This window comes from Micromonospora inyonensis (assembly GCF_900091415.1).
Lineage (GTDB): Bacteria > Actinomycetota > Actinomycetes > Mycobacteriales > Micromonosporaceae > Micromonospora > Micromonospora inyonensis.
Genome location: NZ_FMHU01000001.1, coordinates 1,040,962 through 1,055,780, shown reverse-complemented (window position 1 = coordinate 1,055,780; position 14,819 = coordinate 1,040,962). Strand labels below are relative to the sequence as shown.

At 74.7% G+C, this 14,819-nt stretch carries 12 protein-coding genes and 1 pseudogene; 9 read left to right on the top strand and 4 right to left on the bottom strand.

Annotated features, from left to right (window positions below; translation table 11 throughout):
- Positions 1-18: 18 nt before the first annotated feature.
- Positions 19-606 (bottom strand): Rv0361 family membrane protein, encoded by a 588-nt coding sequence (locus GA0074694_RS04720; RefSeq protein WP_091458657.1) that lies wholly within the window; start codon positions 604-606, stop codon positions 19-21.
- A gap of 595 nt (positions 607-1,201) precedes the next feature.
- Here GA0074694_RS04720 and GA0074694_RS04715 point away from each other — a divergent pair.
- The 7 genes and pseudogenes from GA0074694_RS04715 (at position 1,202) to GA0074694_RS04685 (ending at position 9,079) form a co-directional block, all read left to right on the top strand.
- Positions 1,202-1,678, top strand: a complete 477-nt coding sequence (locus GA0074694_RS04715) for a hypothetical protein (RefSeq protein ID WP_091452997.1) — start codon at positions 1,202-1,204, stop codon at positions 1,676-1,678.
- Positions 1,679-1,724: 46 nt separating this feature from the next.
- A complete protein-coding gene (sp36, locus tag GA0074694_RS04710) occupies positions 1,725-1,880 on the top strand; it encodes a Sp36 family protein (RefSeq protein ID WP_091452994.1) in 156 nt (51 codons plus the stop codon).
- Positions 1,877-2,338, top strand: coding sequence for a RidA family protein (locus tag GA0074694_RS04705; protein ID WP_091452988.1), 462 nt, complete (start codon positions 1,877-1,879; stop codon positions 2,336-2,338). The genes sp36 and GA0074694_RS04705 overlap by 4 nt, the downstream gene beginning before the upstream one ends.
- Positions 2,339-2,463: 125 nt before the next feature.
- Positions 2,464-3,300: an MBL fold metallo-hydrolase gene (locus tag GA0074694_RS04700; protein WP_091452986.1), complete on the top strand. Its 837-nt coding sequence runs from the start codon at positions 2,464-2,466 to the stop codon at positions 3,298-3,300.
- Positions 3,297-6,878, top strand: a pseudogene (locus GA0074694_RS04695) (adenylate/guanylate cyclase domain-containing protein); the annotation flags it as partial. The gene GA0074694_RS04700 and the pseudogene GA0074694_RS04695, both read left to right, overlap by 4 nt.
- 197 nt (positions 6,879-7,075) lie before the next feature.
- A complete protein-coding gene (locus tag GA0074694_RS04690) occupies positions 7,076-7,537 on the top strand; it encodes a hypothetical protein (RefSeq protein WP_091452978.1) in 462 nt (153 codons plus the stop codon).
- Positions 7,538-7,567: 30 nt separating this feature from the next.
- Complete coding sequence (locus GA0074694_RS04685; RefSeq protein ID WP_091452974.1) at positions 7,568-9,079, top strand: serine/threonine-protein kinase; 1,512 nt, start codon at positions 7,568-7,570, stop codon at positions 9,077-9,079.
- Positions 9,080-9,114: 35 nt separating this feature from the next.
- Here GA0074694_RS04685 and GA0074694_RS04680 read toward each other — a convergent pair whose 3' ends face one another.
- On the bottom strand, positions 9,115-9,438 hold the full coding sequence (locus GA0074694_RS04680; RefSeq protein ID WP_141713957.1) for a hypothetical protein: 324 nt from the start codon (positions 9,436-9,438) through the stop codon (positions 9,115-9,117).
- Between the two features lie 212 nt (positions 9,439-9,650).
- Here GA0074694_RS04680 and GA0074694_RS04675 point away from each other — a divergent pair, with 212 nt between their 5' ends.
- Entirely contained in the window at positions 9,651-10,586 is a 936-nt protein-coding gene (locus GA0074694_RS04675) for a transporter substrate-binding domain-containing protein (RefSeq protein WP_091452968.1), read from the top strand.
- Complete coding sequence (locus tag GA0074694_RS04670; protein WP_091452964.1) at positions 10,583-11,605, top strand: hypothetical protein; 1,023 nt, start codon at positions 10,583-10,585, stop codon at positions 11,603-11,605. The genes GA0074694_RS04675 and GA0074694_RS04670 overlap by 4 nt, the downstream gene beginning before the upstream one ends.
- Positions 11,606-11,618: 13 nt before the next feature.
- Here the strand turns inward: GA0074694_RS04670 and GA0074694_RS04665 are convergent, their stop codons facing one another.
- Both GA0074694_RS04665 and GA0074694_RS04660 read right to left on the bottom strand, forming a co-directional pair.
- A complete protein-coding gene (locus GA0074694_RS04665; protein WP_091452961.1) occupies positions 11,619-12,782 on the bottom strand; it encodes an acyl-CoA dehydrogenase family protein in 1,164 nt (387 codons plus the stop codon).
- Entirely contained in the window at positions 12,782-14,758 is a 1,977-nt protein-coding gene (locus GA0074694_RS04660) for an acetyl/propionyl/methylcrotonyl-CoA carboxylase subunit alpha (protein WP_091452958.1), read from the bottom strand. The genes GA0074694_RS04665 and GA0074694_RS04660 overlap by 1 nt, the downstream gene beginning before the upstream one ends.
- Positions 14,759-14,819 lie beyond the last annotated feature (61 nt).

Below are 14,819 nucleotides of genomic sequence, written 5' to 3'. Positions count from 1 at the left end.
CCTAACCACTGGTCGGGATCAGCCGACCTCGCAGACCCACCAGCCGGTCTCGCGGATCACGGTGAAGCGCAGCTCCTGTTCGGCGACCTTCTCGTCGGCGGTGGTCATGGTCACCTTGGTGGAGACGGTGGCCCGCTCCTCGGTCTGCTCGTCCACCTTCGGAGCGGTCCACCGGAACCGGGGCGTCTCGTGCTCGTCGACGTACTTCTTCACCTCCGCCACCTTGGCCTCGATCTTCTCCCGGTCGCGGGAGGAGGAGCAGACCAGCTCGGTCGCGCGAGTGGCGTTGCGGTCCTGGTAGACGGCGGTGAGGAACTTCTGTACCGCGGTCGTCGGCGCGTCCGCGCCCTCGGCGGAGTCGGCCCCGCGCAGCATGAAGAAGGCGGCGGCGCCACCGCCGCCGCAGAGCAGCAGGGCGACCACCACGACGATCGAGGCGATCAGCAGCCCGCGCTTCTTCCGGGGCGCGACCGGTGCCGGGTAACCGGGCGGGTAGGGGCCGCCGGCCGGGTAGGGGCCGCCGGCCGGTGCCGGGTAGCCGGGGGGCGGCGCCGGGAAGGACCCGTCCGCCGGGGGCACGGGTGCGCCGTACCCGGGCGGGGGCATCGGTGCGCCGGACACCGGCGGGGCTCCGTATCCGGGTGGCGGGGCCGGCGTGCCGGGCTGAGGCGGGTACCCCGGCGCGCCGCCGGGGTACGGGGCCGGGTTGGCCGTGCCGTACGGGGCGTCGGGCTGGGGCTGGCCGGCACCGAACGGCGGACCGCTCGGCGGCGGGAACGGGCCACCCTGCGGCGGTTGGGTCATCGTCTCCCCCGGGAGTGCGCTACACGGTCACCGGCGGCGGTGACGCTTCTGGCGGCGGGTCGGGAGCGCCGACCCGCCCGTGAGGGTAGCGGTCGCCGGGGCCGACGGGGGTCCCGGTGCGGTCGTCGCCGGGGGCTGATCCGCCCCGGCGTGGCCCGACCCGCCCGATGCCGGACGGCAGGCGCGGTCGCCTACCGGTGGGTAGGCCGGCGGCGGTATCCACAACCGGACCGTCGGGCTGTCGCATATATGACTGTCCGTGATGATCTGCGCGCGTCCGGTTGCCGACGGCGGATCCCGGGCCCTACGTTCGGGCCGACGCGGGGGAACGGGCCGGGCGGCGACGCCCGCCACGCAGACGGCACATCGGACAGGTACGACGCCCGGAGGCGGTTGCATGCGCGACGCGGAGAACACTCCCCGCACCCAGTTTCCCGACGGCGCCGCCAGGCCCGCGCGCCGGGGGGAGGTCGGGGATCCGGCGGTGGCGTCCCCGTGCAACGAGCGGCCGTACCGCCGGTCGTCCGACCAGCTCGAACCGCTGCGCCTGCGGGCCCGGCCGGTCGACCGTGCCCGGGACGACGACGAACCGGGGTACGTGATCCACCTGCCGGTCCGGGTGCTGGACCTGGCGACGGCCACCGCGCTGGCCGGTCGGGTCGCGGACTCCCTGGGCTTCCTGCCCGAGCTGGACGCCGGGGAGACCACCGTCTCCACGGCCGACGACCAGAACAACCGACGCCGGGTCTTCTGTGACCTGCTCCTGCCCGACCGGTCCCGCTGCCCCCAGCGCTACGGGCACCCGGGCCCCTGCGGGGAGGCGCCGCTGGCCCCGGAGCCGCGTCCCGTGCCCCGGCCGTCGACCGGGCCGTAGGCTGTCGGCGGAACATCCACCCCACGACAACGGGAGCCCGGCAACGATGCAGAAGTGGGAGTACGCCACCGTTCCGCTGCTGGTCCACGCGACCAAGCAGATCCTCGACAACTGGGGCGAGGACGGTTGGGAGCTCGTCTCGGTGATCCCGGGGCCGAACCCGGAGCAGCTCGTCGCCTACCTGAAGCGGCCCAAGGCATGACCGCCACGCCGTACGCCAAGCTCGCCGAGCTGGGGCTGGAGTTGCCCGAGGTGGCTCCTCCGGTGGCCAGCTACGTGCCGGCGGTGCAGTCCGGGCGGACCGTCTACGTCTCCGGGCAGCTGCCGATGGCCGAGGGGAAGCTCCTCGCCACCGGCAAGGTCGGTGCCGGGGTCTCCCCCGAGCAGGCGAAGGACCTCGCCCAGCGCTGCGCGCTGAACGCGCTCGCCGCGATCGAGGCGCTGGTCGGTCTGGAGAACGTGGTCAAGGTGGTGAAGCTGACCGGCTTCGTCGCCTCGGCCCCCGGCTTCACCGGTCAGCCCGGCGTGATCAACGGTGCCTCCGACCTGCTCGGCACGGTCTTCGGGGAGGCCGGTCGGCACGCCCGTAGCGCGGTCGGCGTGTCGGAGCTGCCGCTGGACGCCCCGGTCGAGGTCGACCTCATCGTCGAGGTCGCCTGACCGGTCCCGTTCGACGTGACCCCGCCCGGCGGGCTCCGGTCCGGCCGGGCGGGGTACGCGTCCCGCTGGCCGGAACGGCTTTCAAGATCGCGAGGAGTGGTCGGCCGGGTCGTACGATCGCAGCCATGACGGGGCACTTGACGACGCCGGCGGCCGCGCTGGCGGATGCGCTGCCGGACTGGGTGACGCTGCTACGCGCGCCGAACCCCGGCCCGATGACACTCGACGGCACCAACACCTGGCTGCTGCGCGCCCCGGGACGGGACGAGACGGTCGTGGTCGACCCCGGCCCCGCCGACGAGGAGCACCTGGCCCGGATCGCCGCCCACGCGCCGATCGGGTTCGTGTTGATCACCCACGGCCACCCGGACCACACCGACGGGTCCCGCCGCCTGGCCGAACTGCTCGGCGGGGTTCCGGTCCTCGCCGCCGACCCGGCGCACACCGTCGACGCCGAACCGCTCACCGAGCCGTGGGAGTCCTTCGGCGGCTCCGGTTTCCTGATCGACCTGGTCCCCACCCCCGGACACACCGCCGACTCGGTCTGCTTCCTCGTCGAGCACGAGGACGAGCGGGTCGTCCTCACCGGTGACACCATCCTCGGCCGGGGCACCACCGTGGTCGCCCACCCCGACGGTGATCTCGGCGAGTACCTGGTCAGCCTGGGGCGACTGTCGGCGTACCGGGGGGTGGTTGCCCTGCCGGGGCACGGCCCGGCGCTGGCCGACTGCGGCGCGGCCGCCGACTACTACCTCGCCCACCGGCGGGCCCGGCTCGACCAGGTCCGGGCCGCGGTCGCCGCCGGGGACACCACCGCCGCCGAGGTGGTCGCCCGGGTGTACGCGGACGTGGACCGCTCCCTGTGGTGGGCGGCCGAGTGGTCGGTCCGCGCCCAACTGGAGTACCTGGGGGTGACGCCCCGGGAATCCGGTGGCACAGAAGCGCGGTTGGACCAACCGTGACGTGCCCGGTGTGTGGAACCGTCGCCGTACCCGGTGCCCGGTTCTGTCACAACTGCGGGGCCGCGCTGCCGGCCGCCGCGACCCTGCCGGCGGCCGAGCGCCGGGTCGTCACCGTGCTCTTCGGTGACCTGTCCGACTTCACCTCCTGGTCGGAGGACCTCGACCCGGAGCGGGTCGGCGCGGTCACCGACCGGGTGCTCGCCGCGCTCGCCGGGGCGGTGAAGACGTTCGGCGGGCACGTCGACAAGCTGACCGGCGACGGCATCATGGCGGTCTTCGGCGCGCCGGTCGCCCACGAGGACGACGCCGAGCGGGCCGTGCGGGCCGCGCTCTCCATGCAACGGGCGGTCCGCCGGGTGCTCGACGACGAACGCGGTGGCGGTGCCCCGCTCGGCCTGCGGGTCGGGTTGAACACGGGGGACGTGATCGCCGGCATCCAGGCCGCCATCGAGTACACGGTCATCGGCGACACGGTGAACACGGCCGCCCGGTTGGCCGACGCCGCCGCCGTCGGCGCGGTGTACGCCGGGGCGCGCACCGCCGCCGCCACCCGGCACGTCGCCTCCTGGCGGGCGCTGCGCCCGCTGCGGTTGAAGGGCAAGCGCGAGCCGGTCGAGGCGTACGAACTGCTCGGGCTCCTGGACGCGCCGGGCACCCGCTCCGGGCTCGGCGACGAGGCCCCGTTCGTCGGCCGGGAGGCCGAGGTCGGTCGGATCGCCGGCCGGCTCGCCGAGGTGATCGACCGGGGCGAGCCGAGGGTGCTGCTGATGACCGCCGAGGCGGGCATCGGCAAGTCCCGGTTCGCCGCCGAGACCGAACGCCTCGCCGCCGGATACGACGTCGGTGCCGGCCGGTACGCCGCGCACACCGGCTCGCGGGTGCTCTCGGTACGCTGCGCGGCCTTCGGTGAGCGCCGCCGGCTCGCTCCCCTCGCCGACCTCGTGCGGGCCGCGGTGGGCCTGCCCGGCGACGCCGCGACCGCGGTGACCCGGGCCGCCGTGGAGGAGCGGCTGCGCCGCCTCGAACAGCGGCTCGCCCGGGTGCAGCCGGTGCCGCCGCCGCTCGCCACCGACCAGTTGCTGGCCCTGCTCGGTTACGTCGACCTGCCCGGTACGCACGGCGGGCCGACCGACGACGCCGAGTGGAACGCGAACAGCCCGCCGGACGCCGAGGCGGTGCCGACCGCCGTGGCGGGACTGCTCAGCGGCCTGGCCGCCGAGGCGCCTCTGGTGGTGGTCGTCGACGACCTGCACGACGCCACGCCGGAGACCATCCGGGCGCTCGGGGTCGCCCTGTCCCGGCTGGCCGGACCGGTGCTGGTGCTGCTGCTCGGCCGGCCCGAACTGGTCCGAACCGCCGGCACGTTGACCCGGCTCTCCGAGGCCGAGGTGCACGTGCTGCCCCCGCTGCGCGGCGCGGACGCCTCCCGGCTGCTCACCACCTACCTCGGCGGCGGGAAGCTGCCGCAGGCCGACGCCGACCGGTTGCTCGCCACCGCCCAGGGCAATCCGTTCTACCTGGCCGAACTGGTGACCCTGCTGATGGAGCGCGGGGCGCTGACCGCCGGGGCGGAGCGGGACGGCACCGGCGCGGCGACCTGGCGACTGGCCCCGGGCTCCCTCGGCAGCCGTCTGCTCTCCCGCGACCTCGCCGCCGTGCTGGCGGCCCGGATCGACGCGCTACCGGCCGAGGCCCGCTCGGTGCTGCGGGACGCGGCCGTGGTCGGCGACACCGTGCCCACGGGCACCCTGGAGGCGCTGCGTGAGCGGCGCACCGGGCGGGACGGACGGCCGGCCGCCGTGGTCGCGGTCGAGCTGGACCGGGCCGTGGAGGAACTGCTGCAACGCCGGATGCTGCACCGCACCCGGACCGGCTACTCCTTCGCCACCCCGTTGATGCGGGAGGCCGCCTACGCCGGGGTCAGCAAGGCGGACCTGGCCGACCGGCACGCCGCCCTCGCCCGCTGGGCCGCCCCGGCCGACAGCGCGGGCGGGCCGGTGCCGCCGGGCGGGTTCACCGAGGCAGCCCGGGACGAGTTCGTCGCCGAGCACGCCGAGCGGGCCAGCGCGCTCGCCGACGCGGTCGGGCTCCGTCCGGACGCGCCGGCCCGTACGGTGGCCCCGCTGGGCGTGGCCGCGCTGGACCGGGCCGCCCGTCGCTCGCTCGCCGCCGGGGAACCGGCGCTCGCCGTCGAGTACGCCGAACGCGCCGCCGAGCTGGCCCGGGACGGGCTGCCGGTGGCGGCCCGGGTGGTGCACGCCCGGGCGTTGCTCCAGGTCGGCCGGGCCGCCGACGCGCTGGCCTTCGCCGAGAAGATCGCGGCCAACGCCACCGACGACGGGGCGACCCGGGCCAACGCCCTGCTGCTGGCCGGGCAGGCGTACCAGAACCTCGGTGACCTGGGGCGGGCGGTGGCGAGCTGGCAGGAGGCGTTGCAGGTGGCCGCCGCCGCCGAGCTGCCCACGCTGCGCGCCTCGGCGATGCGCCGGCTCGGCATGGCCGACTTCGTCACCGGGCGGCTCGGGCAGGCCAGCAGCCGGCTCGCCGCCGCGTACCAGGTCAGCCTGGCCGCCCAGGACCCGCGTGGGCAGGCGTGGTCGTTGCAGAACCTCGCCTGGGTGACCACCACCCGGGGCGACTTCGCCGGCACCGACGCGGTGCTCGGCCGGGCCGCCCGGCTCTTCGCCGAGCTGAAGGACCCGTACGGGCGGGCCTGGCTGCGCGGCACGACGGCGTTCGCCCGGCTGCTCGCCGGCCGGCTGAACGAGGCGTACCGGCTGGCGCGGATCTTCCTGCCCTTCGGCGAGCGGATCGGCGAGGCGTGGGCGGTCGGCACGCTGCGGGCAGTCGAGGCGTTCGCCGCCGCCGAGCTGGGTGAGCTGGCCGAGGCGGACCGCTCGGCCCGGCGCGCGTACCGGGACTTCATCGCCGCCTCCGACGACTGGGGGCGCGGCTTCGCCCTGGTGGTGCGGGGTGCGATCGCCCGGGGCCTGGGCGAGCCGGAGCACGCGGCGGACCTGCTCTCCGACGCCCTCGACCACGCCGGGCGCACCACCCACCCGCTGCTCACCGGCATGGCCGGCACCCTGCGCGGCTTCGTCGCGCTGGACCTGGGCGACGGGGCGGCGGCCGAGCGGTACGCCCGCGCGGTGCTCACCGCCGTGGAGCCGCACAACCCGCAGGCGCCGGCCCAGGTGGCTCCCCGGGTGCTGCTGGCGATGGCCCGGTTGGCGGCCGGTGACCCGACCACGGCGGTGGGGCTGCTCGCCCCGGTGGCGACCGCCAGCAACACTCCGGCGCTGCTCATCTCCCGCCGGCAGACCCTGGCCCGGTACGCCTCGGCGCTGCTCGCCCTGGGCCAGCACGAGCAGGCGCTGGACTGGGCCCGCCGAGCGGTCGCCGCCCCGGCCGAGGACGTCCGCAGCCAGGTGGTCGCGGCGATGGTGCTCGCCGAGACGTCGAGCGCGTGCGGCCGTCCGGAGGAGGCGCTGGCCGCCGCCGAGGAGGCGGTCCGGTTGGCGTACGCCACGGAGCAGCGCAGCGAGCGGGCCGGCGCGGGGGCGCTGCGGGTCCGGCTGCTCGTGCCGGGTACGCCGGGCCCGGTCACCGGGACGCCGGCTCCGGCGACGGCGACTCCGGGTGCGCCGCCGGCGCCGGGCTCGGCCGGTTCGCCGGGATCTGCCGGTTCCGCCGATGACCGGAGGCTCCGCAGCGGCTAGCGTGGAGGGGCACAGCGGTGGTCCACAGCGACGGCCGTACCCACAGGAGGACCGTCATGAGGCTGCCGCGCTCCGCCGCCGGCTGGACCGTCGCGGTCTTCGGCGGGATGGCGCTGCTGAGCGGTGTGCTCGGGCTCCTCTGGCCGGCGGCCCTGCTCGGCCTGCTCGGTCTCGCCGCGCCGCCGATCCGGGCCTCCGGTGACCACACCGGCACCTTCGTGGTCGCGTCCTCCATGGCGGCGTTCAACATGGGGGTCTACTACCTCCTCGCCGCGGTCAGCGAGTGGCGCTCGTTCTTCCGGTTCACTGTGGTGTTCCGGCTGGTCACCGTCACGGTGTTCGTCCTCGTGGTGGTGGCGGAGATCGCCCCGGTCGGGTTCCTCGGGGTGGCCGCGTGGGAGGGCGTGGGAGCCCTGGCGACCGCGCTCGGGCTCCGCGCGGACGCCCGCCGGGACGCCGCCGGCCGCCCTGGCCGCTCCGGGGTGCCGTCCACCCTGGTCACCGGTGCGGGACTCTGAGCCGCCGGACGAGTTGGGTATTTTCGAGCTGTGACCGCCACCCCGCCCGGCGCCCTGCCGAAGCCAATCGTGCCCGGTCTGACTGATTTGCAGGTATTCGCCCGGGGTGGCTACGCCACCGTCTACCGTGCCGTCCAGATCTCCGTCGGGCGTGAGGTCGCGGTCAAGGTGGAGAACCGCACCCTGGACAGCGAGCGGGACCAGGCCCGCTTTCTGCGTGAGGCGCGGGCCGCCGGTCGGATGTCGTCCCACCCGCACGTGGTGGACCTCTTCGACGTCGGCGTCACCATCGACCAGCATCCGTATCTCATCATGGAGCTCTGCGACGGGTCGTACGCCGAGCGGATGCGGACCTCGCCCCTCGGCCCGGTCGAGGCGCGCGACCTCGGCGTCAAGATCGCGGACGCCCTGGCGCACTCGCACGCGGCCGGCGTGCTGCACCGCGACGTGAAGCCGGCCAACATCCTCCACTCGCACTTCAACTCGGCGGTGCTCGCCGACTTCGGGCTGGCCGTGCTGGCCGAGGTGCGCGACCCGACGGTCACCATGGAGGTGCTCACCCCGGCGTACGCGCCGCCGGAGATGTTCAACCACAGCCCGCCCTCGCCGGCCGTCGACGTCTACTCCCTCTGCGCCACCCTGTACGCGGTGATGCACGGCCGGCCGCCGCGCTGGCAGTCGGAGCGCAACCCGAGCCTGGTCACCGTACTGGAGATGTTCAACCATCCGATCCCGGGACTGCCCGAGGTGCCGGACGAGCTGGTCGAGGTGCTCCGGCTGGGCATGTCGAACGATCCGGCTGCCCGGCCCTCCGCGGTCGAGCTGCGTGGCCTGCTGGCCGGGCTGCCGCTGGGCACGACGGACCACCCGCACCACGGGGGGACCACCTTCGTCGGGCCCTGGCGGCACCCCGGCCCGGCCGAGCGCACCGGCGACGACCCGGCACGCGGGCACACCGGCCAGCCCACACCGCGTACCCCGATTGAGGAGAGCCACCCCACCGTGCCGGTGCCGGTGCGCCGCCGTCGGCGCTGGTTTCTCGGTGGGGCGGGCGTGCTCGCCCTGGTCGCGTCCGCGGGTGCCGGGGCCTGGGTGGCCGGCAGCGCCCGGACGCCGGACCCGTTGCCGTCCACGACCGCCGTCGCGGGCGTGCTCCCCGGCTGTGTGGACGGGGTCACCGAGCTGCCCACGGGTGGCCGCTGCGCCGACGAGTTGCAGTGCTTCGGCCCGGTCCGGATCCGCGGCACCCGGGGCCAGGCCGTCCGGGTCCGGTGTGACCGACGGCACACCTGGGAGAGCTACGCCGAGGGTGATCTCCCCGCCGAGCTGGTCGGCGCCGATCACGATGCGGTCAAAGCGGCCCCGTCGGTCCGGCAGGTCTGCAACCCCACGACCTTCCGGCTGACCAGCGGGCTGACCCAGGAAGACGGGTGGAAGCTGGAGGTGCTGCCGCCGGAGGACACCGACGCCGACCAGACGTACCGCTGTCTGGCCGGCCGTGGGGTCGACGGCCTGGCGATGCCGACCCTCAGCCTGCGCTGACGCGTCCGGTCGGTGCCGGCCCCCGGCTGGTGCGGTCAGCGGTCGCGGAGCCGGGTCCGTAGCGCCGCCACCATCATCGGATTGTCGAGGGTCTCCAGGGTGGGCGCGTCGATCCCGTGGAGGCCACCCGTGGCCTGCTGCGGGGGCGCGGCCGCGGTCGCCGGTCCGGTCGGCGGCTGGTGGCGCGCCGCGTCGACGGCGACCCCCGCGATCATCGCGAGCAGGACGACGAGGATGGCCAGCACCACGCCCAGGAAGTCGTCCCGGCGCAGGACGACCAGGGTGACCACGGCGGAGACCGCCGCGAGCACGGCGACCGCTGCCAGGATCCGGGCACGGGATCGGGATAGACGCGTCACCCGTCCAGCATCACCCGCCCGCCCGCGCTGTCAACCTCGGAGCCGTCCCCGGGCGGGTCGGACGCTCCCCGGATCCGCGCCGGTCGACGGCCGGTCACCCGGGGTGTCTGATTCGCGACTGGCGTCCATCGGGCCCGTCCGGAGCGGGTGCGGATTGGATTTGCCCGCTTACCCTGGGTGCCCTGCTGGTTCGATCCTTCGGGAGGCCGTCCATGAACATGCCGTCCCGACAGCAGCTCCGGGCGATCGCCACCGCGCTGGCGGTCACCCTGACGCTCTCCCTCGCGGCGGTCGCCGGTTGCGACAGCAGTCAGGAGCCGGAGTTCCCCTCCGTGCAGGAGAAACTGCGCGAGACACAGGTCCACGGCCAGCCGAAGCTGCGGATCGGAGTGGCGATCCTGGACCCGCTGCTGGACGAGGAGAAGAACGCCTTCGTCAACTTCGAGGCCAAGATCGCCCGGTACGTCGCCGCCTCGCTCGGCTACGAGGGGGACCAGCGCATCGACCTGGTGCCGCTGGCCACCGAGGACCGTATCCCCGCCCTCCAGAGCGGCCAGGTCGACCTGGTCGTCAGCAGCTTCTCGATGACCAGGGACCGGGAGAGTCAGGTCCTCTTCGCCGGTCCGTACTTCGTCACCACACAGGAGGTCCTGGTCCCGCTCCGGCTCAAGGACCGGGTCCGGACCATCGAGGACCTGCGTGACCCCGCGCTGCGGGTCTGCGCCAGCGGCGGATCGACCAGTGAGGCGGAACTGGAGGAACACGGCATCCGCCCCCGGGTGGTCAAGAACGTCTCCGACTGCGTCCGGGGCATCCGCGAGGGCCGGTACGACGTCGTCAGCTCCGACGAGGCCATCCTGGCCGGGTTCCGTTCCCAGTTCCCCACCGAGTTCCAGATCGTCGACATGCCCTTCGGCACCAGCGAGCGGATCGGCGTGGGAGTGCCGATCGGTGACCCGGCACTGCGCGACCTGGTCGCCTACTTTCTGGACAAGAGCTACCGACAGGGGCGCCGGGACGGCAGCAGTCCCTGGCTGACGGCGTACCACACGACGCTCGGCCCGTGGCTGAAGGCGGACCTGCCCCAGCCGCAGCCGTTGGACGTGCCGGACCTGGTGGACTTCGACGACAAGGCGCCGACGCGGTGAGCGGGGCCGGGCGGGACCGGGACGCCGGCCAGGCCGAGCGGCGGGACCGGGCGAGCCAGTCGTTCTGGACGCTCGTCGTCGGCGTACCGGCGGTCTTCTCGGTGCTGCGGCTCGCGGTGGAGGCCGGGGGTGAACTCCAGACCACGCTGCTGCTGGTGGCGAACGTCGGGCCGGTGAACCTGATCGCCGGCTTCCTCACCACCGCGGCCCAGCTGGTCTCCACCGTCCTGGTCGCCATCTTCGCCCTCGGTGCGGTCTTCGCCGTCAGCGCCGACGGGCCGGCCCCCGACGCCGACGGCCCCGTTCCGGCAGCCCGCCGGCCCCTCTTCGCCCGGTGGGCCGACATCACCCCGGCCTGGCTGGTGCTGACGAGCTTCCTGTTCGCCCTGGTCACCTGGGAGCTGCTCTACCTGCCCCTGCTGCTGCCCGCGGTCGCCGCCGCTTTCCAGATCACCCCGGAGCGGCTGCACGAGCGGCTGCTGCCCCGGCTGCTGCTCCTGACCGCCCTGCTGGCGGGGTACGGCTGGCTGACCCTGCCCACCGTGGCCGACGCCTGGGACCAGCGGGACGTGGTGGCGCTGCTGCTGCTCGGTGGGCCGCCGCTGCTCGCCTGCGCCGTCGCCGGACCGCTGCCCCGCGCGGTGCTCCGCCCGCTCGCCCCGGTCACCCAGGCCGCTGTGCTGGTCATCCTGGCCTGGGCCGCGCTGCCGGTGATCACCACTCCGGTGCTGCCGCTGACCGTCGTCACGATGAGTGCGACCGGGGGGAGCGAGGACGTGCGGGGGCACGTGGTGGCCGTCGACGACGTGCACATGACGATCCTGGAAGCCCGGGGCGGGGTGCGGTTCGTCCCGGTGGACCGGGTCGAGGCGCAGGTGCTCTGCCCGAACGAGGACGAGCTGCCCCGGCACCGGCTGCGGGCCCATGACTTCCACGTCGAGGACTCGCTGCTGGAGGGGCTGGGCCGGCGGGTACGGCCGGTGCACCGCATCGACGCCGCCTGCCGTACCCCGGGCTGACCGGTCGCGCCGCTCAGTACGACCGGTCCTGGCCGAGCACGTGCTGGGCCACGAAGTTGAGGATCATCTCCCGGCTGACCGGTGCGATCCGGCCGGCGCGGACCGCCCCGAGCAGGGTGGCGACGCCGTACTCGGTGGTCATGCCCGCCCCGCCGTGCACCTGGACGGCGGTGTCCACGGCGAGCGCCGCGGCCTCCCCGGCCGCGTACTTGGCCATGTTGGCGGAGATCCCGGCCTCGGAGTCCCGTCCGGCGTCGTAGAGGGTGGCCGCCTTGTAGATCATCAGTCGGGCCAGTTCCACCTGGATCGCCGCGTGCGCCAGCGGATGGGACACCCCCTGGTGCGCGCCGATGCTCCGCCCACCCCAGACCGCGCGGGTGGAGGTGTACTCCGAGGCGAGCTCGATCGCGTACCGACCGGTGCCGGCCCCCATCGCGGCGACGGTGATCCGCTCCGGGTTCAGGCCGGCGAAGAGCGCCGGCAGGCCGGCCTCGAGCGACCCGCCGACCAGCGCGTCGGCGGGCACCCGCACATCGTCGAGGTAGAGCAGGAACTGGTTCTCCGGGGAGACGATCTCCATGTCCAGCTTCGAGCGGGTCAGCCCGGCCGCGTCCGCCGGCACGACGAAGAGCGCCGGTTCGAGCCTCCCGGACCTGGCGTTCTCGGTCCGCGCCACCACCAGCACGTAGCCCGCCTCGTCGACGCCGGAGATGTAGCACTTGCGCCCCGAGAGCAGCCAGTCGTCGCCGTCGCGGCGGGCCACCGTACCGAGCCGGTGGAAGTTCGACCCGGCCTCCGGCTCGGTGATCGCGAAGACCACCTTCAACGAACCGTCGGCCAGTCCGGGCAGGAAACGCTCACGTTGCCCGTCGGTGCCGTGGCGGGCGATGACTGTGGCGGCGATGGCGGGGGAGACCACCAGCAGCAGCAGCGGGCAGCCGGCGGCGGCCAGTTCCTCGCAGACGATCGCCAGCTCGGTGATGCCACCGCCCCCGCCGCCGTACTCGGTGGGGATGTTGACCCCCAGGTAGCCGAGCCGGCCGGCCTCCTCCCACAGTTCGGTGGTGTGCTCGCCGGCCTTCGCCTTCGCCACGAAGTACCGGTGGCCGTACCGCCGGCCCAGCGCCCGGACGGCGTCGCGGAGCTGTTCCTGCTCGTCGGTGAGGTCGAAGTTCATCAGGCGTCCTCCTCGGTCGGATCGACCACGGCCAGCACGGCACCCGTCTCGACCTGCCCGCCGGTCGGCACCGGCAGGTCGGTGACGACGCCGTCGACCGGGGCGAGCACGGGGTGTTCGAGCTTCATCGCCTCCAGCGTCAGCAGCGGGTCACCGGCGGCGACCCGCGCACCGACCTCGACGTGCCGACGGGCGACCGTGCCGGGCAGCGGTGCCAGCAACGAGCCGGCCGCCAGCTCGGCGGTGGGCAGCGGGAGACGCGGCAGCCCGGTGAGGCTCGTCGCCCCGTCCGGGCCGTCCACGCAGACCTCCGACCCCACCCGGTGTACGCGGTACGTCCGCCGCTCCCCGTCGACGTCCAGCACGACCCGGTCGCCGGTGGCCCCGACGAGGGTGACGGACCGGTCGTCGGACGGGTCGGTGGACCACTCGGCGAGCCCGCCGGTGCGGTCCAGCCGGTACCGGACCTCGATCTCGCCGTCCGGCCCGGCAAAGCGGGTGACCTGGGGAAACGCCGCAACGTTCCGCCAACCGGACGGGAGGGAACCGAGCACCGGTGCATCGGCGCGGCGGGCGGCGGCCGAGGCGAGCGCGGCGGCGAGGGCGGTCAGCGGCAGCTCGGCGGCGGGCAGCAGCGGGACGAAGACCTCCGGGTGCCGGTCGAGGAAACCGGTGTCGACCTCGGCGGCGAGGAACTCCGGGCTGCGCAGCACCCGGACCAGCAGGTCGCGGTTGGTGGCCACCCCGTGCAGTTCGGCCCGCGCCAGTGCGCCGGCCAGCAGCCGGGCCGCCTGTGCGCGGGTCGGCCCCCAGGCGACGAGCTTCGTCAGCATCGAGTCGTAGTGCACGCCCACGGTGGAGCCGTCCGCCACGCCGGAGTCCAGCCGCAGACCCGGGCGCGTGAGGCCGCCGAACTCGACGGCCACCCCGGGCACGGCGAACCGGTGCAGGGTGCCGGTCGCCGGACGCCAGTCGCGCGGCGGGTCCTCGGCGCAGAGCCGTACCTCGATCGCGTGGCCGTCGACCGGTGGGGCCTGCGTGAACGGCAGCGGTTCGCCCTCGGCGACCAGCAGTTGCAGCCGGACGAGGTCCAGGCCGGTGGTGAGTTCGGTGACCGGGTGCTCGACCTGGAGACGGGTGTTCATCTCCAGGAAGAAGAACTCGCCGGTGGGGGCGAGCAGGAACTCCACCGTGCCCGCGCCGACGTAGCCGACCGTCCGCCCGGCGGCCACCGCGGCCTCGTGCAGCCGCTGCCGCAGTTCCGGCGGAAGGACTCCCGGGGCCTCCTCGACGAGCTTCTGGTGCCGACGCTGGATCGAGCACTCGCGTACGCCCTGCGCGGCGACCGTGCCGTGGGTGTCCCCGAAGATCTGCACCTCGACGTGGCGGCCACGTTCGACGTACCGCTCGACGAAGACCGTGCCGTCGCCGAACGCGCTGGCCGCCTCACGGCTCGCGGAGGCGACCGCCCCGGCGAGGCCGTCGGCGTCCCGGACGACACGCATGCCCCGCCCACCGCCGCCCGCGGACGCCTTGACCAGCACCGGGAAGTCGGTGACCTGGCCGGGGTCGGTCCAGGTCGGCAGCATCGGCACGCCAGCCGCCGCGAGCAGCGTCTTGGCCGCCACCTTGTCGCCCATCGCCGCGATGGCGGCGGCCGGTGGGCCGACCCAGGTCAGCCCGGCGTCGGCCACCGCCGCCGCGAAGTCGGCGTTCTCCGCGAGGAAGCCGTAGCCGGGGTGGACGGCGTCCGCGCCGCTGCGCCGGGCCGCGTCCAGGATCAGGTCGACCCGCAGGTACGTCTCGGCGGGTGTGTTGCCGGGCAGGCGTACCGCCCGGTCGGCCTCGCCCACGAAGGGCGCGTCGGCGTCCGCGTCGGAGTGCACGGCGACCGTCTCCACGCCGAGCGTCCGGCAGGTGGCGAAGATCCGGCGGGCGATCTCACCCCGGTTGGCCACGAGAAGTCTGGCGATCATCGGCAGCTGACCATGCCCTTCGTTCGCGACTGCGGGACTCCGCTTCGCTGCGTTCCTCGCG

What these genes read in the sequence shown, in the direction of transcription:
- GA0074694_RS04720 (WP_091458657.1), bottom strand. Translation starts at nt 606, where the DNA reads ATGCCCCCGCCCGGGTACGGCGCACCCGTGCCCCCGGCGGACGGGTCC.
- GA0074694_RS04715 (WP_091452997.1), top strand. Translation starts at nt 1,202, where the DNA reads ATGCGCGACGCGGAGAACACTCCCCGCACCCAGTTTCCCGACGGCGCC.
- sp36 (WP_091452994.1), top strand. Translation starts at nt 1,725, where the DNA reads ATGCAGAAGTGGGAGTACGCCACCGTTCCGCTGCTGGTCCACGCGACC.
- GA0074694_RS04705 (WP_091452988.1), top strand. Translation starts at nt 1,877, where the DNA reads ATGACCGCCACGCCGTACGCCAAGCTCGCCGAGCTGGGGCTGGAGTTG.
- GA0074694_RS04700 (WP_091452986.1), top strand. Translation starts at nt 2,464, where the DNA reads ATGACGGGGCACTTGACGACGCCGGCGGCCGCGCTGGCGGATGCGCTG.
- GA0074694_RS04690 (WP_091452978.1), top strand. Translation starts at nt 7,076, where the DNA reads ATGAGGCTGCCGCGCTCCGCCGCCGGCTGGACCGTCGCGGTCTTCGGC.
- GA0074694_RS04675 (WP_091452968.1), top strand. Translation starts at nt 9,651, where the DNA reads ATGAACATGCCGTCCCGACAGCAGCTCCGGGCGATCGCCACCGCGCTG.
- GA0074694_RS04665 (WP_091452961.1), bottom strand. Translation starts at nt 12,782, where the DNA reads ATGAACTTCGACCTCACCGACGAGCAGGAACAGCTCCGCGACGCCGTC.
- GA0074694_RS04660 (WP_091452958.1), bottom strand. Translation starts at nt 14,758, where the DNA reads ATGATCGCCAGACTTCTCGTGGCCAACCGGGGTGAGATCGCCCGCCGG.